General features: G+C 71.5%; 16 protein-coding genes and 1 pseudogene. 11 read left to right on the forward strand and 6 right to left on the reverse strand.

Features of this window, described 5'->3' with window-relative positions:
• A complete protein-coding gene (locus ACQP0P_RS12165; RefSeq protein WP_433375001.1) occupies window positions 1-1,104 on the reverse strand; it encodes an alcohol dehydrogenase catalytic domain-containing protein in 1,104 nt (367 codons plus the stop codon).
• Window positions 1,105-1,376: 272 nt separating this feature from the next.
• Between ACQP0P_RS12165 and ACQP0P_RS12170 the strand changes: the two genes are divergently transcribed.
• The 8 genes and pseudogenes from ACQP0P_RS12170 to ACQP0P_RS12205 form a co-directional block, all read left to right on the forward strand.
• Window positions 1,377-2,633 carry an ABC transporter substrate-binding protein gene (locus ACQP0P_RS12170; RefSeq protein ID WP_433375004.1) on the forward strand — a complete coding sequence of 419 codons (1,257 nt, stop codon included), beginning with the start codon at window positions 1,377-1,379 and terminating at the stop codon, window positions 2,631-2,633.
• A 224-nt stretch (window positions 2,634-2,857) separates the two neighbouring features.
• Window positions 2,858-5,569, forward strand: a complete 2,712-nt coding sequence (locus ACQP0P_RS12175) for an ABC transporter permease subunit (RefSeq protein ID WP_433375007.1) — start codon at window positions 2,858-2,860, stop codon at window positions 5,567-5,569.
• A 1-nt stretch (window position 5,570) separates the two neighbouring features.
• Window positions 5,571-6,338, forward strand: coding sequence for an ABC transporter ATP-binding protein (locus ACQP0P_RS12180; protein ID WP_355557579.1), 768 nt, complete (start codon window positions 5,571-5,573; stop codon window positions 6,336-6,338).
• Window positions 6,339-6,570: 232 nt separating this feature from the next.
• Window positions 6,571-8,319, forward strand: coding sequence for a trypsin-like peptidase domain-containing protein (locus ACQP0P_RS12185; protein WP_433375010.1), 1,749 nt, complete (start codon window positions 6,571-6,573; stop codon window positions 8,317-8,319).
• Window positions 8,320-8,583: 264 nt separating this feature from the next.
• On the forward strand, window positions 8,584-9,738 hold the full coding sequence (locus tag ACQP0P_RS12190; RefSeq protein ID WP_433375013.1) for an acyl-CoA dehydrogenase family protein: 1,155 nt from the start codon (window positions 8,584-8,586) through the stop codon (window positions 9,736-9,738).
• Window positions 9,735-10,745, forward strand: a complete 1,011-nt coding sequence (locus tag ACQP0P_RS12195; protein ID WP_433375016.1) for an acyl-CoA dehydrogenase family protein — start codon at window positions 9,735-9,737, stop codon at window positions 10,743-10,745. Before ACQP0P_RS12190 ends, ACQP0P_RS12195 begins: the two co-directional genes overlap by 4 nt.
• Window positions 10,746-10,824: 79 nt before the next feature.
• Window positions 10,825-11,646 (forward strand): TIGR03619 family F420-dependent LLM class oxidoreductase, encoded by an 822-nt coding sequence (locus tag ACQP0P_RS12200; RefSeq protein WP_433375019.1) that lies wholly within the window; start codon window positions 10,825-10,827, stop codon window positions 11,644-11,646.
• A 143-nt stretch (window positions 11,647-11,789) separates the two neighbouring features.
• Window positions 11,790-12,994 (forward strand): annotated as a pseudogene (locus ACQP0P_RS12205) (RNA-guided endonuclease InsQ/TnpB family protein); the annotation flags it as partial.
• Between the two features lie 465 nt (window positions 12,995-13,459).
• On the opposite strand, the gene ACQP0P_RS12210 reads toward ACQP0P_RS12205, so the two are convergent.
• A complete protein-coding gene (locus tag ACQP0P_RS12210; protein WP_433375021.1) occupies window positions 13,460-14,005 on the reverse strand; it encodes a hypothetical protein in 546 nt (181 codons plus the stop codon).
• 39 nt (window positions 14,006-14,044) lie between these two features.
• Here ACQP0P_RS12210 and ACQP0P_RS12215 point away from each other — a divergent pair, with 39 nt between their 5' ends.
• From ACQP0P_RS12215 to ACQP0P_RS12225, 3 genes are all read left to right on the forward strand, one after another.
• A complete protein-coding gene (locus ACQP0P_RS12215; protein ID WP_433375024.1) occupies window positions 14,045-14,239 on the forward strand; it encodes an Arc family DNA-binding protein in 195 nt (64 codons plus the stop codon).
• 383 nt (window positions 14,240-14,622) lie between these two features.
• Window positions 14,623-14,832: a DUF5999 family protein gene (locus ACQP0P_RS12220; RefSeq protein WP_350912810.1), complete on the forward strand. Its 210-nt coding sequence runs from the start codon at window positions 14,623-14,625 to the stop codon at window positions 14,830-14,832.
• On the forward strand, window positions 14,829-15,377 hold the full coding sequence (locus ACQP0P_RS12225) for an ATP-binding protein (protein WP_433375027.1): 549 nt from the start codon (window positions 14,829-14,831) through the stop codon (window positions 15,375-15,377). The genes ACQP0P_RS12220 and ACQP0P_RS12225 overlap by 4 nt, the downstream gene beginning before the upstream one ends.
• Before the next feature lie 162 nt (window positions 15,378-15,539).
• Here the strand turns inward: ACQP0P_RS12225 and ACQP0P_RS12230 are convergent, their stop codons facing one another.
• From ACQP0P_RS12230 to ACQP0P_RS12245, 4 genes are all read right to left on the reverse strand, one after another.
• Entirely contained in the window at window positions 15,540-17,936 is a 2,397-nt protein-coding gene (locus ACQP0P_RS12230; RefSeq protein WP_433375030.1) for an ATP-binding protein, read from the reverse strand.
• A 138-nt stretch (window positions 17,937-18,074) separates the two neighbouring features.
• The gene (locus ACQP0P_RS12235) at window positions 18,075-18,824 is read right to left on the reverse strand and encodes a glucose 1-dehydrogenase (protein WP_433375033.1); all 750 of its coding nucleotides are present in this window, start codon (window positions 18,822-18,824) and stop codon (window positions 18,075-18,077) included.
• A 1-nt stretch (window position 18,825) separates the two neighbouring features.
• A complete protein-coding gene (locus ACQP0P_RS12240; protein WP_433375036.1) occupies window positions 18,826-21,027 on the reverse strand; it encodes an acetate--CoA ligase family protein in 2,202 nt (733 codons plus the stop codon).
• Window positions 21,024-22,613: a class I adenylate-forming enzyme family protein gene (locus ACQP0P_RS12245; RefSeq protein ID WP_433375039.1), complete on the reverse strand. Its 1,590-nt coding sequence runs from the start codon at window positions 22,611-22,613 to the stop codon at window positions 21,024-21,026. The genes ACQP0P_RS12240 and ACQP0P_RS12245 overlap by 4 nt, the downstream gene beginning before the upstream one ends.
• Window positions 22,614-22,624 lie beyond the last annotated feature (11 nt).

Raw genomic sequence — 22,624 nt, forward strand, 5'->3', positions numbered from 1 at the left:
TCAGGCGAAGACGATGACGCTGCGGGCCACCGCCCCCTCGCGGACGTGCCGGATCGCCTCGTTGATCTCCTCCAGCGGGAGGCGCTCGCTGACGAGGCGGTCGAGGTCGAGGCGGCCGCGCAGGTACTGCTCGGCGAGCATGGGCAGGTCCCTGATCGGGGCGGCGTCGCCGCCCTGGGTGCCCATCAGGCGTCTGGAGGCGAACAGCAGGCCCGGCTCGACACTGAGCGGCTCGCCCTGCGGCGGGCTGCCGACCATCACCGTCGTGCCGCCGGGCTGGGTGGAGGCGAGGGCGGCGCCGAGCACGCCGGCCACGCCGGTCACGTCGAAGGCGTAGTCCACGCCGCCCCTGACGATCTCGCCCACCTGCTCGGGCAGGTCGGTGACGAGGATCGTGTGGGTGGCGCCGAACTCCTCGGCCAGCTTCAGCTTCTGTTCGGCCACGTCCGCGGCGACGATGGTGGTGGCTCCGGCCAGCGCGGCGCCCTGGACGACGTTCAGCCCGACCCCGCCGCAGCCGACCACCAGCACGCTGGAGCCGGGGGTGACCCGCGCGACGTTCAGCACCGCGCCGACGCCGGTGATCACCCCGCAGGCCAGCAGGCACATGGTGTCGAACGGCGCGTCTTTTGCGATCTTCACGCACATCGCCTCGTTGACCACGGCGTACTCGGCGAACGAGCCGATGCCGATCATCGTCCTGGCGCCGTCGCCGTCCACGGTGATCCGGGTACCGCCGTCGCGCATCGTGCCCATGATGGCCGCCATCCTGGCGGGGCCGCCACACAGGTGGAACCGGCCGGCGCCGCAGTTGCGGCAGCGCCCGCAGGCGCCGTTCATCGCGATGATCACATGGTCACCGGGTCTGACGCCGGTCACCCCGGCTCCGGTGCTCTCCACGATCCCGGCGCTCTCGTGGCCGAGTACGAAGGGGAGCCGGCGGACCACCGGGCTCTTGCCGTCCAGCGCCTTGATGTCGGACCCGCAGACGCCGGACGCCTTGATCCGCACCCGCACCTCGCCGGGCCCCGGGTCGGCGATCTCGACCTCGCGCACCTCCAGCGCCGTGCCGAACCCGGTGAGTACGGCCGCACGCATCAACATGTCCGCTCCCGTCGAGCCGAGGGCCCCGTGCGCTCCGCACGCCGGCCCGGATCGGCATTATAAGCAAGCAATTGCTTGGTTATCTACCGTGCCGGGGGTGTCGCCGCCCGCCCCTCCCCGCCTTCCGGGTGGTCGGGTGGCCCGTGTGGGGGGTGTGGTGATCTTCCATTGACACCCCCGGATGCCAAATCTACGCTGACGAAACCAAGCGAGCGCTAGGCCAAATTGTGCCGGGCGCGCGCCGCACGGCACGGCACGGCAGGGAGCGACCTATGAGACGGCAGGCAGTGCGACTCATCGGCCTGGTGGCCGCGGCGGCACTCGCCGCAGGCGGCTGCGCGGCCGAGCAGAAGGCCGCGGGGGGCGGTGGCTCCGAGGCGGCGGCGGGGGTGACCGCCACAACGGTCAAGGTGGGCGGCGTGCTCACCAAGACCAGCGCGAGCGGCTACTCCACCAAGGACGCGGAGATCGGGGCCAGGGCCAGGTTCCAGCGCGCGAACGAGGCCGGTGGCGTGCACGGACGCACCGTCGAGTTCATCGGGGCCGAGGACGACAACCAGGACGCGGCCAAGGGGGATGCGGCGGCCAAGAAGCTGGTCCAGAAGGACAGGGTGTTCGCGCTGGTCCCCGTGCACGCGCCCAACTTCGGTGGCGCGACCTTCCTGGAGCAGCAGGGCGTGCCGTGGTTCGGCTGGGCCACCGGGCCGCAGTGGTGTGGCACGAAGACGGGCTTCGGCTACAACGGCTGCCTGGCGCCGCAGCCGGGCGCGGGCTCGCAGACCTGGTGGGGCAACCAGATGGCCGAGCTCATCGGCGGCTCGGCGGGCAAGAGCGTCTACATCCAGACGAGTGACTCCAGCGGCAGCAAGTACGGGGGCAAGACCATCTCACAGTCCTTCGAGGCCGCGGGCTTCAAGCTGGTCGGCCTCAACTCGGGTCTGCCCGCCGCGGCCCCGCCGCCCGACTGGCTCCCGTACGTCAACAAGATCATGACCTCCGACGGTGGCGGGCCGCCGGACCTGGTGGTCTCGATCATCGCCGGCACCAAGTTCAACGTCGGCCTGTACGGCGCGCTGAAGAAGGCCGGCTACCAGGGCCTGATCTCCGACGCGACCAGCTACGACGCCGCGATCCTGGCGGACCCGGCGATCGCCCAGGCGCTCGAAGGCGTGATCGCGGCCCCCATGTTCGAGCCCTTCGAGTCGCAGGCCCCGGAGATCGCGCAGCTCAGGGCGGACGTGGAGAAGGCCGCACCGGGGACTCGGCTCACCCAGCATCTGGCCATCGGCTACTGGGCGGCCGACATCTTCCTCAAGATCCTGGAGCAGACCGGCAAGGAGCTGACCAGGGAGAGGTTCCTGGCCGCGGCCAACGGCTCCTTCGACTACGAGAATCCCGGCTTCGGCCGGATCCGCTATCCCAAGGACCACACCGAGCCCAACGGCTGCGGCGCCCTGGTCAAGCTTGAGGGGGGCGCCTTCAAGGTGGCCAAGAACATGAAGTGCTTCGACAACGTCCCGCTGAGATAGCGGGCGCGGGCTTGCCGCTCACGCGTCTGGCGGGCCACGTGAGCGGCGAGCCGGGGGCACCTCCGGCCACCCTGCCGGCCCTCACCCGTCAACCCCACCATCCGACCGTCGTCCTCTTCGGGGAGCGGCCCCGGCCCGCTCGAAGGCCGGTCGTAGGCCGGTCGTACCGGTCACACCCGTGAACAGTCAGCAACCAGGCGCGAAATTCCGGGGTGAAGGCCCTTATGTCCGAGCTTGTTGGTTACATTCTCAGCGGTCTCGTCACCGGAGCCGTCTTCGCGGTCATGGCCTCGGGGCTGACCCTGTCCTACGCGGCGACGGGCGTGTTCAACTTCGCTCACGGGGCCATCGGGTTCCTGGCCGCGCTGCTGTACTTCGAACTCAACGTGGGTCTCGGGCTGCCCGCCTGGGCGGCCGGGGTGGTCGCGGTGGCGCTCTTCGCACCGCTGCTCGGATACCTGCTGCACAGGGTCATGTTCCGCGGCCTCGCCCGGGCGGGGGAGACGGCGCAGATCGTCGGGACCATCGGCCTGACGATCGCGCTCCCGGCACTCGGGCTGCTGGTCGTCGACCTGGTCGCCGAGCCGCTCGGGCTGCCACGTGCCGACGCGACCTCGCTGCCGCGCGGCCTGGGCCCCTACCCGGCGGCCACCTACGCCTTCGGCGGCGTTCACCTCGACTCCGACCAGCTCATCACCTTCGCCTTCGCGGTGCTGGCCGCCGCGGGGCTGTGGGCCTTCATGCGGCACACGCCGTACGGCCTGAGAATGCGCGCCTCGGTGGACCGCCGCGGGCTGGCCACCCTGCGCGGGATCGACGTCGACGCCTCCTCGGCCATGGCCTGGACGCTCAGCTCGACACTCGCCGGGCTCGCCGGGGTGCTGGCGGTCTCGACCCTGGGCCTGGATTCCACCGCGTTCACCGTGATGCTGTTCGTCTCGGCGACGGCCGCGGTGTTCGGCCGGCTCCGGTCGATCCCCTGGACGTTCGCGGCAGGGCTCGGGCTCGGCGTGGTGCAGAACCTGGTCGCGGGGTACGCGGACTTCGCCGAGAACGTCACGGGACTGCGCACGGCGGTACCGGTGATCCTGCTGTTCGTCGGGCTGATCCTGCTCAACCGGTCCAAAGACCGCATCGCGGGGTCAGCCGCCGAGGACGCGCCGCCGCCCGATCACCTGGCCGACCTGCCGCCGTGGCGGCGGCGCCTGCCGTGGGCGCTCGGCCTGGTCGCGCTGCTGGCCTGGACCCTCACCCGCCCGGCCGACGACTTCTCCGTGAGCGTGGTGGCCCAGGGGCTCGTCCTCGCGCTGATCTTCTGCTCGTTCGTGGTCGTCACCGGCATCGGCGGCATGGTCAACCTCGCGCAGGCGTCCTTCGCCTCGATGGCCGCGCTCACCTGCGGCTGGGCGTTCTCCTCCGGCCTGCCCCTACCGGTGGCGATCCTGCTGGGGGTGCTCGGCGCGACAGCGGTCGGCGTGCTCGTCGCGCTGCCCGCCCTCCGGCTGGGCGGCCGGATTCTCACCCTGGCCACGCTCGCCCTCGCCCTCCTCGCCGACCAGGTGCTCTTCCAGATCGACGAGTTCAGCAACGGCACGATCGGCTGGCCGCTGCCCGCCCTCGGACTGGGGTTCGCCGACACCACCGACCCCCGGGTACGGGTCCTGCTGCTGCTGGCCCTGATCGGGCTGGTCGGGCTCCTGGTGCGGAACCTGGAACGGTCGGCCTCGGGCCGGGCGGTCCTGGCGGTCCGCTCCGCGCCCGCCGCCGCGACCACCTCCGGCATCTCGGCACCCCGCACCAAGATCATGCTCTTTGCCCTGGCCTCCGGGATCGCGGGGCTGGGCGGAGTGCTGTTCGCGATCTCCAAGGGCTCGGTGACGGCCACCGACCTGCCGGCCTTCTCGGGTTTCGTCTGGCTGGCCGTGGTCGTCCTGCAGGGCGTCCGCAGGATCGGTGGCGCGGTGCTCGGCGGGCTGATCGCCGCGATCTTCCCCGAGCTGCTGGCCGGGTGGCACGTCTCCGCGCACGTCGGGGCGATCCTCTTCGGGGCCGGCGGGATGATCCTGGCCAGGCATCCGGACGGGGTGCTCGCCCAGCTGGGCGAGGCCCGCCACCGCCGCCGCACGCGCGGTGACCGCGCCGCGGCCCTCCAACGCGGGACACCCCCGCGCGAGGAGGCCGCTCCGGCGGTGAAGGTGACGAACGGGACCGGCCACCGCCCGGTCACCGCACCGCCGCGGGCACCCGCCGTCGAGGACGCGCTGTTCCGGCTGGAGGGCGTGGTCGCCGGGTACGGGGACGTCACGGTGCTGCGCGGGGTGGACCTCGCGGTACGGCCGGGAGAGGTGGTGGCGCTGCTCGGCGCGAACGGCGCGGGCAAGTCCACCACCTGCGCGGTCGCCGCGGGGGATCTCCGGGTGACGGCGGGGCGGGTGGTCCTGGACGGGGCCGACGTGACCTCCTGGCCCGCCCACCGCCGCGCGCGGGAAGGTGTGCTGCTCGCACCCGAGGGGCGCGGTGTCTTCCCCGGGCTGACCGTGGACGAGAATCTGCGGACCTGGCTCGCCGATCCCGATCCCGTCTACGAGCGGCTGCCGCAACTCGCCAGGCGCCGGGGGCTCGCCGCCGGGGCACTCTCCGGCGGTGAGCAGCAGCTGCTCACCCTGGCTCCCGCTCTGGTCAGGCCACCTCGGGTACTGGTCGCCGACGAGCCCTCGCTCGGCCTGGCACCGCTCGTCGTCGAGCAGGTCTTCGAGGTCTTCGCCGAGCTGCGCGAGCGCGGCGTCGCGCTGCTCCTGGTGGAGGAGAAGGCCACCTCGGTGCTCGAACTCGCCGACACCGTCGCGTTCATGCGCCTGGGCAGGGTCACCTGGACCGGCCCCCGGGCCGAGGTGGACGGCGCCAGGCTCACCGCCGCCTATCTGGGGGTGTCGTGACATGAGAGACGGGGTGGCGATGAGCGCGGCGCTGCGGGTCGAGGCCGTGTCGGTCTCCTTCGGGGGCGTCCACGCGCTCACCGACGTCTCCTTCGAGGTGCCGGCGGGCCAGGTCTGCGGGGTGATCGGGCCCAACGGGGCGGGTAAGACCACGCTGTTCGACGTGATCTCCGGACTGCGCCGGCCGACCTCGGGTTCCGTCTCGGTGATGGGCCGCGAGAGCACGGGCATCCCGGCGGTGCGGCGGGCGCGTGCCGGACTGCGCCGTACCTTCCAGCGGACCCAGGTGTTCGGCCGGCTGACCGTGGCGGACAACGTGCTGGCCGCGATGGAGTGGAGAGGCGGGGGAGGTGGGCTCCCGGCCGACCTGGTCGGCTGGCGGGGACGCCGGAACCTGGAGCGGGCCCGCGGGGAGCGGGTGGACGAGGTGCTGGAGCTCTGCGGGCTGAACGGGCTGCGCGACGCCTACGCGGCGGCACTTCCCGCCGGGTCGCGACGCCTGGTCGAGCTGGCCCGCGCCCTCGCGGACGCGCCGTCGCTCCTGCTGCTCGACGAGCCCACGTCCGGTCTGGACGCCGACCAGACCGCTCGCATCGAGGAGGTCATCGGGGCGTTGGAGACGACGATCCTGCTGGTCGAACATGACATGGGATTCGTGATGGACACCTGTGACCGTCTCGTCGTCCTCGACCTCGGCCACGTCATCGCCTCGGGCGCTCCCGCCGAGATCCGCGAGGATCCCGTGGTCCGTGCCGCCTATCTCGGCTGACCTCGTTCTCCGCGCGGGTGGGGTACGGATTCGACGCTCGCCGTTGTGGGCATATACTCGCCCATACCTTGATCGCTTACCGGCGCGGGGCCCGTCCCGTCCCCTGAGCGCCGGGAGGGTTCCAGCACGTCGCCGGACGCTCCCGGCGGCCTACCAGTCGCTTCCAAGTACTCCCCAAGTGGTTCCCGTCATGCTCTCGCCTCGGGAAGCAAGTTTTGGGGAGAGTACGAAGATGTGGGGAAGAATCAGCGCCGTCGCGGGCCTGGTGCTGGCGAGCACGCTGGCACTGCCGGGTACAGCGGTGGCCAAACCCAAAGAAGTCGACGTCCCCGTCGGGACGTGGCTGGCCGCCAGGACGCACCCGTCCGTCCAGCTGACCTCTGTGTCCTACACGGCGGACGTGGCCGTGCCGACGCCGGTGACGAACGAGGAGGCGTTCAAGGTCCTGACGCAGCAGGGGGTCGACGCCGTACAGAGCGGCAAGATCTCCTCCGACGAGAACAGCATCTATCGCTGGATCGTGCAGCAGATGGTCAAGAACCCGGGCCGCTACTTCTCACCCGGCGGGCAGGAGCGGGTCGTCGAGGCGACGGCGGGCGGGCTGTGCACCGGCTGGTGGATCACGCCGGACGGCTACATGGTGACCGCGGCGCACTGCGTCGGCCAGGAGGACACCGAGCTGGCCCAGACCTTCGCGACCCAGGCGCTCACGAAGATCAATGAGAAGGACGCCGCGGACCTGGTCGCCGAGCTCGGCGACATCGCCTCCGACGAGGAGATCCTCCGGAACGCGGTGAAGATCTTCCAGATCTGGAACGCGGAGAACATCAAGATCCGCAATGTCCAGAGCTCGCTCTCGCTGCTGCAGAGCCTGCCGGGCGGCGGCGTCGACAAGAGCACCAAGACGGTGCCGATCGAGCTGGTCGCCAAGGGCACGGTCTACCCGGGCAAGGACGTCGCGATCCTCAAGGCCAACGGGCAGAGCAACCTGCCGACCGTGCCGCTGGGCGAGGACTCGGACGTGCGCGTCGGCGACACCCTCTACATCAGCGGGTTCCCCGGCACCGTGACGCAGACCTCGATCTTCAACCTTGAGTCCAAGCTCAACCCGGCGTTCACCGAGGGTCCCTACAACGCCAGCCGCCAGACCCCCGAGGGGGTGCCGTACATCCAGACCCAGGCGCCCTCCTACCCGGGTAACTCCGGCGGTCCGGTGTTCAGCAAGGACGGCAAGGTCATCGGCATCCTGGTCGGCGGCCTGATCCAGCAGGACGGCGGTTCCACCGAGGGTGAGAGCTTCGTGCTGCCGGTCAGCGTCGTCAAGGAGAAGCTGAACGAGAAGAACATCAAGCCGGCCGAGTCGACGACGACGACGGCCTACAACGAGGCGCTCGACCTGTTCTTCCAGAACAGGTACTCCGACGCGCTGCCCAAGTTCCGCGAGGTGCAGGCGCTGCAGCCGAACCACCCGTACGTCGCCAAGTACATCAGCGACTCCCAGCAGGCCATCACCGCGGGCAAGGACGAGAGCGGCACCCCGCTCCTGCCGTGGCTGCTCTGGGGCGGCGGCGGCCTGGTCGCCGCGTTCGTGATCGGCACGATCGTCGCGGTCGCCAGGGGCAAGCGCCGCGCCAAGGGACCGGCCTCCTTCCCGCCCGCTCCGTACGGGGCGCAGCCCGGCTACCCGGCGCAGTTGCAGGGCGGCCAGCCACAGTACGGCCAGCCACAGTACGGACAGCCGCAGTACGGCCAGCAGGGGCAGCCGTACGGCGCACCGCCGCAGCAGTACCAGCAGCGGCCGCCTTACCCGCTCCCGGCGGGGCCCGAGACCCGGGCGGTCCGCCCGCAGTCGCCGTACGGCCCGCCGCAGCCCCGGCAGGGGTCGGGCGGACCCGGGGCGAACACCCGGATCGCAGGTCTGGAGGCGGAGCTGGAGCAACTGCGCCGGAACATGGGGCGGCGCCCGCCCGAGCAGCGCTGATCACGTCCGCTCGGGTGGGTGCCCACTCCTGGGGGAGCGCCGGCGGCGCTCGCCCGAGCGGAATCGGCGTCACCCGTCCGAATCGGCCGGACGGTCGTCCGCGCAGCGGCGTTCGGACGGGTGACGCCGGGCAAACACCCGGGTGGTGCCCCTCGGGCGAGGGGCACCACCCGGGTGGTCGAGGTCCGGAGCGGAACCATCGCTCCGGGCCTTTCGCGGTACGGCCCGCTGTACGCTTACCCAAGCGTGCGCTAGGTTGGTGTAGTGGATCTGGACTTCACTCCCGCGGAGCGGGAATTCCGGGCCGAGGTGCGGGACTGGCTGGCCCGGCATGTCCCGGCAGCCCCGCTGCCCTCGATGGACACGAGGGAGGGCTTCGAGGCGCATCGCGAGTGGGAGCGCCTGCTCGCGGCCGACAGGTTGTCGGTGGTCTCCTGGCCCGTCGAGTACGGCGGCCGGGGGGCGAGCCTCGTCGAGTGGCTGATCTTCGAGGAGGAGTACTGGGCGGCGGGCGCCCCCGGCAGGGTCGGCCAGAACGGCATCTTCCTGCTGGCCCCCACGATCTTCTCGTACGGCACGGCGGAGCAGCGGGAGCGCTTCCTGCCCGCGATGGCCAGGGCCGACGAGGTCTGGGCGCAGGCCTGGTCCGAGCCCGAGGCGGGCAGTGACCTGGCCGCCCTGCGGTCCCGCGCGGAGCGGGTGGAGGGCGGCTGGCGGCTGTACGGGCAGAAGACCTGGAGCTCCCGGGCCTGCTACGCGGGCTGGGGCTTCGGCCTGTTCCGGACCGGACCGGCCTCGGCCAGGCACCGGGGCCTGACCTACTTCATGTTCCCGCTGGCCGACGTCGCCGTACGGCCCATCGCCCAGCTCGACGGCGAGCACGGGTTCGCCGAACTGTTCTTCGACGGCGTCGAGGTTCCCGACGACCTGGTGCTCGGCGCCCCCGGTGAGGGCTGGCGGATCGCGATGGCGACCACCTCCTCGGAGCGGGGCCTCACCCTGCGCAGCCCCGGCCGGTTCACGGCCACGGCCGACCGGCTGGTCCGGCTGGCCCGCTCGGGTGGCACCGAGGGCACCGATCCCGCCCTGGCCGACCAGGTCGCCCGCGCCTGGCTGGACGCCGAGGCCTACCGCCTGCACACCTTCGGCACCGCCCGCCGTCTGGCGGCGGGGGAGGAGATCGGCTCCGCCTCCAGCATGGGCAAGGTCTTCTGGTCCGAGCTGGACGTGCGCATGCACACCCTCGCCCTGCGGCTCCTCGGCGAGCGCGGCCTCCTGGACGGAGGTGCCCCCGAGGCCGAGGACGACGGGCGCTGGCTGGACGGCTTCCTGTTCTCCCTGGCCGGACCGATCTACGCGGGCACCAACGAGATCCAGCGCAACATCATCGCCGAACGCGTCCTGGGGCTTCCACGATGAACTTCGCCTTCACCGATGACCAGCTCGCACTGGCCGCCACGGTCAGGGAGGTACTCGCCGCGCACTGCCCGGCTTGGGCCGCGCGGACGGAGCGGACTCCCGCCTGGTCCCGGCTCGCCGAGATCGGACTGTTCGGGCTGCTGGTCCCCGAGGAACACGACGGCCTCGGGCTGGGGCTCCTCGACGCGGTGCTCGCCTTCGAGGAGACGGGCAGGGCCGCGCTCCCCGGTCCGGTGGCCGAGACGGCGGTGGCGGCCCCCCTGCTGCTCGCCGGCGACCCGGGGCTGGGCAAGCTCGCCGCGGGCTCGCTGCGGGTGAGCGTGCGCATCGGCGACCAGGTCTACTCTCCCGACGCGGACCTGGCGGACCTGCTGGTCGTCGAGCGTGACGGCGTCCCGTACGCGGTGCGGCCGGGGCGGGCGCGGCTCACGCCCCAGTCCGGGGTCGATCGGACCAGGAGGCTGTTCGCGGTGGACTTCGACGCGGGGTCCGACGGTGTGTCCGACGGTGTGACCGACGGTGTGACCCGGCTCACGGCCCCGGTGGCCCCCGCGGTCCGCGCGGTCACCGTGGCGGTCGCCGCCCAGCTGGTCGGGGCGGCCAGGCATCTGCTGGAGACGAGCGTCGGCCACGCGCTGGCCCGCAGGCAGTTCGGTGTCCAGATCGGGTCCTTCCAGGCGGTCAAGCACCTGCTCGCCGACATGGCGGTGGCCGTCGAGTTCGCCGCGCCGCTGGTCTACGCCGCGGCCTTCGCGGTGGACAGGGAGCTGCCGACCGCCGGCCGGGACGTCGCCGCGGCCAAGGCCGCCGCGGGAGAGGCCGCCGAGCTGGCCGCCAGGACCGCGCTTCAGGTGCACGGCGCGATCGGCTACACCGAGGAGCTCGATCTGCACCTGTGGCTCGCCCGGGTGTGGTCCCTCTCCGCCGCCTACGGCGGCACCGCCCTGCACCGGTCCCGGCTGAGAGCCGAGATCCTCGGTTCCGCCGGACCGGTGAGGTGGCCGTGAGCCGGGAGGTCCCGGCCGGCCAAGAGCGGGGCCGCCCGCGCGGGGGCGCGGTTTCCCCACGGTCACCGAGGGAGGCGCCGTGAGGTTCGGGGTCCCGCTGGGGCTGATCCATCCGGACGCGTGGCGGGACGTCGCGGTCGCCGCCGACGAGCTGGGGTTCGAGTCGGTCTGGCTGCCCGAGCACCTGGTGTTCACCACCGACCTGTCGCTGGCCGTCTATCCGGGAACCGACAGGCCGGGTATCTCCCCGGTCACCCCGCTCTTCGACGCCCCCGCCTACCTGTGCTGGCTGGCCGGGCTGACCTCGCGGGTACGGCTCGGCACCGCCGTGCACCTCTACGCGCTACGGCATCCCTTCGTCTCCGCCCGCGCCTTCGCCACCCTGGACAGGGTCTCGGGAGGGCGGGCGATCTGCGGGGTCGGCGCCGGTTGGTACGAGGGGGAGTGGCTGGCGGCCGGGGTGGACTTCGCGACCCGGGGCCCACGCCTGGACGAGGCGATCGAGGTGACCCGGCGGCTCTGGTCCGAGCCGGTCGTCGCGCACGCGGGACGCTTCTACGACTTCCCCGAGGTCGCGTTCGAGCCCAAACCGGTCCAGGACCGGCTGCCGATCCTCGCCGGGGGCGAGTCGGGCGCGGCCCTGCGGCGGGCCGCCCGGCTCTGCGACGGCTGGATCAGCATGCCGCACTCCCTGGAGACGATCCGCCCGCAGCTCGACAGGCTCGCCGCGCTCCGCGACGACCGCCCCTTCTCGGTCACCGCGCACGCCTACGAGCTCGGCGGCCCCGCCGAGATCCCGCGCTGGGAGGGGCTCGGCGTGGACCGCATGATCGTCCGCCCCTGGCGGCGCAGCCGCGACGCGGTGGCCGCGCTGGCCGCCTTCGCCGCCGATCATCTCTAGCTTCATCGGGTCCCTCCGAGGAGACCCCCGCCTTCAGGCGGGGGAGGAATCGGGCTCCTGCGGAGCAGGACAGGGGCAGGCGATTCGCCGCCAGGCGGACCGCCGTACCGAACACACGCACGATCCTCAGCTGATCGCACGGTATGGTGCGAGGCGTGGCGCAGATCGTGAAGCGGGCCTACAAGTACCGCTTCCACCCGACCCCCGAGCAGGCCGGCGAGCTGGCCCGGACGTTCGGCTGTGTGCGCCTGGTCTACAACAAGGCCCTGGAAGAACGCACCCGCGCCTACACCCTCCAAGGGCGTCGCGTCTCCTACGTGGAGTCCTCCGCCCGGCTGACCGAGTGGAAACGCAGCGGTGCCTACGACTTCCTGTCCGAGGTGTCGTCGGTCCCGCTCCAGCAGGCGCTGCGCCACCTGCAGGCGGCGTTCTCCAACTTCTTCGCCAAACGCGCTAAGTACCCCACGTTCAAGAGCAGGAAGAAGGCGCGGGCGTCGGCCGAGTACACCCGCTCGGCGTTTCGCCGGCGTGAGGGCGCACTGACGCTGGCGAAGATGGACGCGCCGCTGGCCATCGTGTGGTCGCGTCCCCTTCCCGAGGGCGCACAGCCGTCCACCGTCACTGTGAGCAGGGACGCGGCGGGCCGCTGGTTCGTGTCCCTGCTGGTCGAGGAGAAGATCAGCCCTCTGCCGCCGGTCGAGCAGAGCGTGGGGGTGGACGCGGGCATCACCGCACTGGCGACGCTGTCGACCGGGGAGAAGATCGTCAACCCGCGTCACGAACGCCGTGACCGGCGCAAGCTGGCCAAGGCCCAGCGGGCGCTGGCCCGTAAGGAGAAGGGGTCGAACAACCGGGCCAAGGCGAGGCTGAAGGTCGCCGGGGTGTACGCCCGGATCACCGACCGCAGAAGGGATCACCTGCACCAGGTCACGACACGGCTTGTTCGCGAGAACCAAGTGATCGCCGTGGAAGACCTGACCGTCCGCAACCTGGTCAAGAACCGCTCGCTGGCCCGCGCCGTCTCGGATGCGTCCTGGCGGGAGTTGCGCTCCATGCTGGAGTACAAGGCCCGGTGGTACGGGCGCACGCTGGTAGCGGTGGACCGCTGGTTTCCCAGTTCGAAGCTGTGCTCGGCGTGCGGCGCGATCCAGCGGTCCATGCCGTTGGGGGTTCGCGAGTGGGTGTGTGCCTGCGGTGCCGCCCATGACCGGGATGTCAACGCCGCGAAGAACATCCTCGCCGCCGGGCTGGCGGAGAGGTAAAACGCCTGTGGAGCTGGTGTAAGACCTCAACGAGAGTCCTCTCGGGCGGGCAACCGGCGGTGAAGCAGGAACCCTCACGGGCGACCGTGGGAATCCCCCTCGTTTACGAGGGGGAGGATGTCAACGGGTCCCTAGTAGGGTCTGGTCGGCTTTGGACGCGGCGGCGTGTCGGTCCTTTGAAGACGAGGCGGAAGAGACACAGAGCTCCAGATGGGACGGATGACTTCCAACCGTCGCCCCACTCAAGGCCCTGCCGCCGGGCGACTCGCCGGGTCGACCTCCACCTGACCAGGCCCTACTAGGCCGGAACCCCTGTCCTGCGACGGTGTCCCCGGTAGCCGCTGTGCACCAGGACGTCGCCTGGTTCGGCGGGTGAGGTGAGGGAACCGGCCCTACCGCCCCGACCGCTCCGGGCCACCGGGAGACGGGGGCGAGCGACGGCACGTTCACGCGAGCCTCCCGGGGAACGGGTGAGACGCGTGCGGCGGCACCACTGGCCGGTTGTCTTCCTTGACATCCTCCCCTGCCTTAAGGGCAAGGGGATTCCTGGCTCACGCTGCCCGACGGACCGCATACCAGTGGCCGAGGCCGTCGCGATAAAGGCGGACGCTGGTGGGGGCGGCGGGCAGGGGGCGCGACCACACCACCGTCAGGGCGATTTTTCCGGCCAGGTGCAGGCGGCCGTCTTTGAGGCGAAAACCCCGCCGGGTGTAGTTGAGCGTGGGAGCCGAAAGGTTCTTCCTCTTGAACCGGGGCATGCCCGCGCGCCGCCGTATCGGCAGCTTGGCCTTGATGTCCTTGAGGGCCTTGGCGCGGGACTTCGCGAAGTCCCGGATGATCTGCTGTTGCGGCACCGACCCGCCCTGGCGCAGCCACTCGTGCTCACCACGCCACCCGGTCAGCATCTTGTCGAGCCGGGCGGGTCCGCAGGTGTCGTTGGCTTGGTGCGCGGCGCGTGATTCGGCGACACATTGGTTCCACACCCAGCGGCACCGGTCCCATTCCGACAGCAGTGCCGCCGAGGCGGTGGACGACACGCGAAGCCGGTAGGTGTAGCGGGCGAGCCTGGTCTCCTCCGCCGCCTCTAGTGTCACCATGGTGTCATGTTACCACTTCTTTAACGTTATGCTGGTGTTATGGAATCCGAGACCCGCATCACCCTCAGAGTCCCCGGCGACCTTCACGCCCGGCTCGTTGTTCGCGCTCGGCGCGAGCGTCGCTCCCTGAACTCCGAAATACTTTGCCTGCTGGAGGATGCCCTGGTCGCCGATTCCGGCGAATCGGCGATCCCTGCCCCGCTACGCGGGAAGCCGGATTCCTCTCTGGCCTGAAGGCCGGGGCATCCTCCGGTTACTCGGTGACGAGGGTGGCTACCCGGCGGCAAGGATAGGTCACAACAGTCTAAAGTGTGTGCAAAGTCACTCGGCGTCATATACCTAGACAAAAGGCGACGTCAGGGGGCTTTCGCGTGATCTTTCGTGAGTAGAGCATTTGGCGAAAAGATCTACGGGGCTTCCGCGATCGGAGCCAGGAGCGCTGTTTCCGCGCGGATCGACCCTGTTGACCATCCCCCCTGCCGAGGGTCGACCTCTTTACCATCGGCGAAATGGGTATGGATATGGGTATTTATCCCCGTATGTCGGGATTGATGCTGAGAGATGCTTGTCACATCGAAGGCTCAACTGCAACCAATGAAGGATCAAAGGTACGAGCCATGTGTCAGCACCAGCCGCGATGCCCTCTCGCAAGCGCCCCCGATCACGAAGCCGCGTCCCTCGTGGCCTTCCACCCCGAGCAGGGGTGGGGTCTGCTCTGCAACGGCGTCGTGGTCTTCGATGACACCGGAGCGCTCCTGCCGGACGGGCGGAGCACTCCCGTCCACGACATGCCCACTCACCGCGTTCCGATGAGGCAGGCGGCATGAGTCCGGTTCGCGTTCCCACCGGCCAGGGGCCGAGCACGCCGCTCCAGCAGGTCGCCCAGCCGTGGCCGGTCGCCGTCGGCGACGGCCGCGTGCGCGAGCCGCACCCGGTCGAGGTGGCGCCCATGACCCTCTTCCCCGAGGAGCCGGATGTGAAGGAAACGTCGTTCTCCCTCACGCCCGAGTCGGCATCCGTGCCCCGGGCGCGCCGGATGACCCGCGCCTGTCTGGCGGACTGGGGGTTGCGGGAGGAGCACAGCACGGTCGCCGAGCTGCTCGTCAGCGAGCTGGTCACCAACGCGCTGCACCACTCGCGGGGGACCATCAGGCTCGCCCTCTCCTTCGAGGACGGCCTGCTGCGCTGCGAGGTCGAGGACGCGGACACGGACCCCTCCCCGATCCGCGTGTACCAGGCATGCGCGGACGACGAGCGGGGGCGCGGGCTGCACCTGCTCGACCTGCTCTCCTGCTGCTGGGGTAGCGACCGTACCTGTGGCGGCAAGGCCGTCTGGTTCGAGCTCCCCGCGTACGCCGCCGCCGAGTGCTGACCGCGGGTCCGCCATACGCGCCGGTCACCCCCACCCCCGCCGGGAGCCGAACCCACGTACCACCTCCGAAGAGCGGAGGCCGAGTTCCCCGACTCGCCGTCCGCCGCCCGCCGGAGCCGACGAGATCGCCGCACTCGTCGGCTCCGGCGCCCCCTTCTCCCATCAGGTGCCGGATGGGTGACTCCCGTCCGTGTCCCGGTTGCGCTCGCCGATCCAGACGGCGATCTGGGCTCGGGAGTGGAAGCCCAGTTTGGTCATGATGTGCTCGATGTGACCCTCCGCGGTGCGCTGGGCGATCGTCAGCGAGGCCGCGATCTCCTTGTTGCTCAGCCCCTGGGCGACGAGCTGGGCGATCTCGGTCTCCCTGCGGGTCAGCGGGGACGGCGACGGCGACGGCTCGGCCCTGCCGGGATGCCTGCCGGAGCGGGCGCCCTCGTCGAGGGCGAAGGCCAGCGCCTCGTCGCAGGGCAGCTTCGCGCCCCGCCTGACGGTGGCGTCGAAGGCCGCTTTCCCGAGGGCCTCACGCGTACGGGCCTCGCACTCGTCGTGGTAGTGCATGAGGTGTCCGAACCCGGACATCGGTGCCCCGATCGCCTGCCAGATCGTCTCCAGGATCCCCAGTAGTACGGCCGCCCGCCGGTGGTCCCCCTCCGCGGCGGCGATCCAGGCCAGCACCTCCAGGTTGACGCCGATGCCCAGCAGATCGTCGAGCGAACGGTTGAACCTCAGGCTCGCCTTCTCCAGCTCGGTCGCGCGCCGGGCGTCGCCCCGGGACCAGACCCCGATGCCGAGCGCCATCATCGCGTAAGCCCGGTGCCAGCCCTCCCCGTGGGCTTCGCAGAGTGTGAGGCACTCCTCGCCCGCGGAGACGGAACTCGCCCAGTCACCCAGGAAGGAGTGGGCGAGGCAGAGCCGGATGAGCGTCAGTGCCAGGCCCGTCGGGTCGTCGTCGGCGCGGTGACGCGCCGCCGCCTCCTGGTAGAGCTCGATCGCGGCTCCGAGGTCTCCCCGGGACATGGCGATCATCCCCGAGTAGAGCGCGACGTAGCCCAGGGTCGGCTCGTGCCCAGGCCGGTCCCCCAGCGCCCGGGCCTCCTCCAGCATCGCCGTGGCGGCGGTGATGTCGGCCTGGATGATGGCCAGCCAGCTGTTGGACCACAGCGCGCGGCCCCGGATCTCGTCGGGCCCGGTGACGGCCGGCAGGCTCCGGTCCAGCCAGTGGCGTCCCTCGCTGAGATAGTGGCTCGTGATCCAGTGGTAGAGCAGGTCGGTGGCCATGCCCAGGGCGGCGGGGGTCTCCTCGGGGTCGGTGAAGCAGTACTCCAGCGCGGTGCGCAGGTTGGCGTGTTCGAGGTTCAACCTGCCGAACCAGGCCACCTGGAACGGGCCGAACCGCTGTGCGTACGCCTCCGCGGACAGCCGCCGGTAGTGGTCGCGGTGCAGCCGCCGGAGCGCGGTCTCCTGCCCCAGGTCCATGAGCCGCTCCCGGCCGTACTGCCGGATCGTCTCCAGCAGCCGGTAGCGGGTCACCGAGGGGGTGGCGGGGGAATCCTCCTTGATCAGGACGGACTTGCCCACCAGCCCGATCACCAGGTCGATCACCTCCTCGCGATCGATGCCGTCCCCCGCGCAGACCGCCTCGGCCGCTTCGAGGTCCAGGCCGTCGGCGAACACCGAGACGCGCGCCCACAGCAGCTGCTCCTTCTCCGTGCAGAGGGCGTAGCTCCAGTCGATCAGCGCGCGCAGTGTCTGCTGGCGGGGCAGTGTCGTGGGCGAACCACCGGTGAGCAGCCGGAACCGGTCGTCCAGCCTGGCCAGCAGGTCCTCGGGAGAGAGCGCGCGCAACCGTGCGGCCGCCAGCTCGATCGCGAGCGGGATGCCGTCCAGCCTGCGGCAGATCTGCTCCACGGCGGCCCGGTTGGCCTCGGTGACCGTGAAATCCGGTAGGACGGCGCAGGCCCGCTCGGCGAACAGCCGTACCGCCTCGGACTGCGTGGCGGGCTCGGCGGGCAGTCTCGGACGGTTGGAGTCGGGTGCCGGCGGCGGCAGCGGCAGCGTCGGCACGGCCAGCGTCTGCTCGGCGGCGATGCCCAGCGGCTGCCGGCTGGTGGTGAGGATCCGCAGGCAGGGGGCCGAGCGCACCAGGATCTCCACCAGCACGGCGCAGTCCCGCAGGAGGTGCTCGCAGTTGTCGAGGATCAGCAGCGCACGCTTCTCCCTGAGGTGCTCGACGACCACCTCCACCGGGGGGCGGTGCGAGGTGTCCCTGATCGTCAGGGCCTCGCTCACCGACGCGCCGAGCAGCTCGGGGTCCTTCAGCCCGGCGAGCTCGACCAGCCACACCCCGTCGGGAAAGGCCCGCTGGACGTCGGCCGCGACGCGCAGGGCCAGCCGGGTCTTGCCGACACCGCCGGGGCCGGTGAGGGTCACCACGCGGGCTCCGGACAGCAGGCGCCTGACCTCGGCCACCTCATGCCGACGTCCTACGAAACTGGTCACCTCGGGTGGCAGCCCCGCTGTCCGCCACCGTTTCTGGGTGGCCGGTGCCACCTCATCCATCAACGTTCATCAGCGCCTCACGCCGGCCTCGGCAGGCGAACCGCCACATGTTCGGGTCCGACCGGCACCATCCACACTATGCGCAGGGTGGTTCGCCCCCGTACGCGCCGTGACCGTGACCGGATGGGCGCCGGTGGATCAGTAGCCCGCGCCGGTCAGCAGGCCGCCGTCCACCGTGAACTCGCTACCGGTGCAGTAGCTCGCCCGGTCGGAGGAGAGGAAGGCCACCACATGAGATACCTCGACAGGCTTGGCGAAACGCTTGATGACCATGGACTTCAGGAACGCCTCCGCGTCCACCTTGGCGATGATCTCCGGATCCAGCACCATGGAGGTGTTGATCGCACCGGGGTGCACGGAGTTCACCCGGATCTTGAACTGGGCGAGCTCGCGGGCCGCGGCCTTGGTCACCCCGCGTACGCCGAACTTGGAGGCGGAGTAGGCGGACATGCCCTCGGCGCCGATGAAGCCCTCGACCGAGGAGATGTTCACGATCGAGCCCCGGCCGGCGGCCCTCATGGGCTCGATGACGGACTTGACGCCGAGCCAGGTGCCCTTGAGGTTGACGTCGAGGACGCGTTCGAACTCCTCCAGCGTCATGTCCTCGATCCGACGAAATTTCAGGATTCCGGCGTTGTTGACCAGGACGTCGAGCGTGCCGTAGGCATCGACGGCGGCGCCGACCGCGCGCTCCCAGTCCTCGGGCCTGGTCACGTCCTGGTGGACGAAGAGCGCCCCGGTCTCCTCCGCGAGCGCCTTGCCCTCCTCGTCGAGCACGTCGCCGAAGACGACCCGCGCCCCCTCCTGCAGGAACAGCCGTACATGGGACTCGCCCATGCCCCTGGCGCCACCGGTGACCAGCGCGACCTTGCCGTCCAGAAGACCCATGTCAAGCTCCTCGGATGAAACGTGCGGCGGCGGCGACGGCCACGGCGGCCGCCTCCATCGAGCGGTAGACGGGGATTCCCGCACCGGCGGCGATCGCGCGGACCTCGTCCTCGACTCCGGGCGGCGCGCACTCGCCGTTCCTGGTGACCAGGGTGATCCTGGCTCCCGGCAGGTCCCGTTGCGCCCGGGCGAGGTTGTGCGCGTACGCGTAGAGGGGGTCGGCGGAGGTTCCGAAGGTGAAGAAGCTCTGCACGTTCACGTGCGCCACGACGTCGGGGTACGGCCGGCGCGCCACGATCGCCCCGATGACCTCCCTGACCAGCTCAGGGCGGCCTCGCGGACCCACCGGGACCTCCAGCGGATTGGCCGGAGAGGTGCCGGCGGCCCCCGCGCCCAGGGCCTTCAGCACGTCCCGCGTCTCGTCGGGCAGCGCCGCCAGCGCCAGCCCCGCCGCGTCGAGGACGTCCGCCGCCAGCACGCTCGCCCCGCCGCTCGGGCCGATCACCAGTACAGAGGGAAGGCCGTCCTCGCCGTGGCCCGTCCACGGCTCCCGCGCGGTATTCGCGACGGCCCCGGCGGGGGGAGCGATCCTGGAGGCGTGGGACTGGAAGAAGGACAGGGCGCCGATCAGGTCGTCCTGGCTGCCGACCAGGACGGCGCCGGTCTGGTCGGCCAGGGCCCGCCAGACGCGGCCGTCGCCGACCATGCCGCCGGTGTGCGAGGCGGCCGCCCTGCGCCCCTGGCCGCTCCGGCCGCCGACCAGCAGGACGACCGGGAGCCGTCCGCGCACGGACATCAGGGCCTCGAAGAGGGCACGGCCGTCCCGGGGGTCCTCCAGGTACATGCCGACGACCGAGGTGTGCTCGTCACCGCCGAGCCAGCCGAGCAACTCGGCGGGGGTCACGTCGGCGGAGTTGCCGACCGTGGCCACCCGGCTGAACGCCAGCCCGCGCCGCTCGCCCACCCTGACCACCTCTCCGGCCAGGCCGCCGCTCTGCGAGATCAACGCCACGTGACCCGGAGGACCCGGCTCGCCGCCGATGAAGGTCTGCCCGCCGCGCGGGCTGTAGACGCCCATGCAGTTCGGCCCGAGCAGCCGGACCCCCGCCTCCCGCGCCGCCCTGACCAGCTCGGCCTCCAGCCCGGCGGCCCCGGCCTCGCCGAACCCGCCGCTCATCACCTGGACGAACGAGACGCCCTTCGCCTGGCGCATGACCTCCGCGCAGCGCTCGGCCGGTACGGCGACCAGCGCGTAGTCGGCGTCCGCCTCCGCGAGGGTCGGCACCGTGGGCACCCCGTTGATCTCGTCCGCCTCCGGGTGCACCGCGACCAGCGGCACGCCGGTGGCCTTGTAGAACTCCAGGAACATGTTCCCGAAGTTCGGTCTGCTCGCGGACGCGCCCACCACGGCCACCGCCCTGGGCTCGAACAGTGCGGTGAAGTCCTGCCCCGGGGTTTCCCGCCGCGACCTGTCTTGTCGTGGTTCCTCCGGTCCCGGCCCGGTGGGCTCCGCCATGCCGGGAAGGTAGCGCGCGTCCACCGCGACCACGCCCTCCTCGGTGGCGATCACCGGGTTGAGTTCGAACTCGCCGAGATCCAGCCGTTCCCACAGTCCTCCGGCCCCGCCGATCGCGAGCAGCAGCCCGACCAGGGCCTCCGAGTCCACGGCGGGCCGGCCGCGGTGGCCGTGCAGCAGTGGCGCGCCGCGCAGTGCGGCGAGCATCCGCCGGGCGTCGGCCTCGGAGGCGGGACAGAGACAGAGCGCGGTGTCGCGCATGACCTCGGTCCACACGCCACCGAGCCCGGTGAGCAGGACGGGGCCGAAACCCGGGTCGCGCAGCACGCCGACGATCAGCTCGACCCCCGGTGCGGCCTGCTCCTCCACCAGGAACCCGTCGGGCGTGATGCCCCGCGAGACGAGTCCGGCCAGCATCTCGTCGGCGGCGGACGCCGCCTCGGCCGGCCCGGACAGCCCCAGCCGTACCGCCCCCGCGTCCGACTTGTGCACCAGGCCGGGGCCGTGGGCCTTGAGCACCAGGGGAGGAGTCAGTCCTCGGGCCGCCGCGGTGACCTCGGCGGGGGAGGCGGCCGTGGCGCCTCGGGGTACCGCCACCCCCCACTCCCGCAGCAGGGCCTTGACCTCGTGCTCCGCGAACCGTGATGTCCCGGACGCCTCGGGCGGCCCGCCGGTGGACGCGGTCACGTCTCGTCCATCCGGTTCTGGTACCTCTCCCGGATCTCCCGCCTCAGCAGCTTGCCGGGTCCGCCGGAGGCGTCCTGGAAGTGCGGGAGTTCGGTGGCGACGACGACGTGGTCGGGGCGCTGGTGCGCGGGCAGTGTCTCGGCCAGGGCGAGGGCGATCTTGGCCGGCTCGGCCGGGTGTCCCGTCTTGGCCACCACCGCGAGCAGGATCCGCTGCTCGACCGCCTCCTGCCCCTCGGCCTGGGCGGGCACGCCGACCGCACCGGCCTCCGCCACGCCGTCCAGGGCCACCGCGGCCTCCTCGATCACCGAGGGCTGGGACCAGGCGCCGCCCTTGAGCACGGACTCCTCGCGGCGGCCGAGCACCGTGAGGTTTCCGTCCTCCGACAGGACGCCCAGGTCGCCGCCGACGTACCACCCGTCGCGCAGCACCTCGGCGGTCTTCTCCGGCAGGCCGTCGTACCCGGTCATCCGGTGAGGCCCGGCGAGGTTGATCTCACCGACCTCGCCGGCCGGCCGGGCGCCCGAGGGGCCGGTGATCCGCACGGCGTTGCCGGTCCGCGCCCTGCCCGAGGAGCCGAGCGGCGTGCTGCCGTCGTCGACCCGGCCGAAGCAGGTGTAGGGGGCCTCCGTCTGGCCGTAGTAGCAGTAGACGCCGGCGTCGGGCAGCCGCTCCCTCATCCTGGCCAGCAGCGCCGCGGGGAGCGGCTCGCCGCCCAGCATGATGACCCGCAGGGACGACAGATCGGCGCCCGCGTGGTCGTCGGAGCCCAGCAGCGCCGCGTAGAAGGAGGGGATCTGCGAGACGTGGGTGACCTTCTCCCGGGGGACCACTCTCAGGAAGTTCGCCGGTCCCCAGTCCTGTTCGAGCACCAGCCGCATGCCCGCGTAGAGCGCCGGCCCGACGAGGGCGGGGAAGCCGATGCCCCAGATGATCGCCCCGGTGCCGAGCACCGAGTCCTCGGTGCGCGGCACGTCGAGCCAGATCTGCGCGGTGGCCAGCGACGAGGCGTGCGTGTGGACCACCGCCTTGGGCAGGCCCGTCGTCCCGGAGGTGTAGTAGAGCGCCAGCGGGTCGTCCCAGCAGCCGCCGAGGGCGGGTTCGTCCTCGGCGGCGTTCGAGGTGAGCGCGTCCAGGTCCACGGCGTTCTCGCCGGGGCCGCCGACCCTGATCCAGCGGGTGATCTCCGGCAGCCGGGGGCGGATCTCCGCGACGGCGGCCTCCACCGTGGAGTCGTACACGAACGCGGTGGCGCCGGAGTGCGCGACGACCGCGGCCAGGGTGTCGGCGGGCCAGTACGGGTTGAGCGCCGCGGTGACGGCGCCGAGCTTCGCCGCGGCCAGGTAGACCTCGGCCACGTGCAGGGTCTCGTTGAGCAGCGCGGCCACCCGCTGCCCGGGGGCGAGGCCGGCCTCCGCCAGCGCGTGGGCGCGCCTGTTGACGAGCCGGTCGAGTTCCGCGTAGGTGAAGCTCTGCTCACCGCAGTAGGTCAGCGCGACCCTGTCGGGGGTGCGCATGGCGTTGGCGGTGAGGATGGCGTGGGCGTAGTTGCCGTACGGGGTGCCTGCCGGGGTCGGGCGCGCCATCTCTGGCCTCC

Origin of the sequence: Streptosporangium sp. CA-115845 (assembly GCF_050943795.1) — a bacterium.
Taxonomy (GTDB): domain Bacteria; phylum Actinomycetota; class Actinomycetes; order Streptosporangiales; family Streptosporangiaceae; genus Streptosporangium.

Bases quoted from the DNA above. Each gene is read 5' to 3' on its own strand.
- ACQP0P_RS12225 (WP_433375027.1), top strand. From the start codon at position 14,829: ATGAGTCCGGTTCGCGTTCCCACCGGCCAGGGGCCGAGCACGCCGCTC.
- ACQP0P_RS12230 (WP_433375030.1), bottom strand. From the start codon at position 17,936: ATGGATGAGGTGGCACCGGCCACCCAGAAACGGTGGCGGACAGCGGGG.
- ACQP0P_RS12165 (WP_433375001.1), bottom strand. From the start codon at position 1,104: ATGTTGATGCGTGCGGCCGTACTCACCGGGTTCGGCACGGCGCTGGAG.
- ACQP0P_RS12210 (WP_433375021.1), bottom strand. From the start codon at position 14,005: ATGGTGACACTAGAGGCGGCGGAGGAGACCAGGCTCGCCCGCTACACC.
- ACQP0P_RS12175 (WP_433375007.1), top strand. From the start codon at position 2,858: ATGTCCGAGCTTGTTGGTTACATTCTCAGCGGTCTCGTCACCGGAGCC.
- ACQP0P_RS12215 (WP_433375024.1), top strand. From the start codon at position 14,045: ATGGAATCCGAGACCCGCATCACCCTCAGAGTCCCCGGCGACCTTCAC.
- ACQP0P_RS12170 (WP_433375004.1), top strand. From the start codon at position 1,377: ATGAGACGGCAGGCAGTGCGACTCATCGGCCTGGTGGCCGCGGCGGCA.
- ACQP0P_RS12185 (WP_433375010.1), top strand. From the start codon at position 6,571: ATGTGGGGAAGAATCAGCGCCGTCGCGGGCCTGGTGCTGGCGAGCACG.
- ACQP0P_RS12220 (WP_350912810.1), top strand. From the start codon at position 14,623: ATGTGTCAGCACCAGCCGCGATGCCCTCTCGCAAGCGCCCCCGATCAC.
- ACQP0P_RS12235 (WP_433375033.1), bottom strand. From the start codon at position 18,824: ATGGGTCTTCTGGACGGCAAGGTCGCGCTGGTCACCGGTGGCGCCAGG.
- ACQP0P_RS12195 (WP_433375016.1), top strand. From the start codon at position 9,735: ATGAACTTCGCCTTCACCGATGACCAGCTCGCACTGGCCGCCACGGTC.
- ACQP0P_RS12180 (WP_355557579.1), top strand. From the start codon at position 5,571: ATGAGAGACGGGGTGGCGATGAGCGCGGCGCTGCGGGTCGAGGCCGTG.
- ACQP0P_RS12245 (WP_433375039.1), bottom strand. From the start codon at position 22,613: ATGGCGCGCCCGACCCCGGCAGGCACCCCGTACGGCAACTACGCCCAC.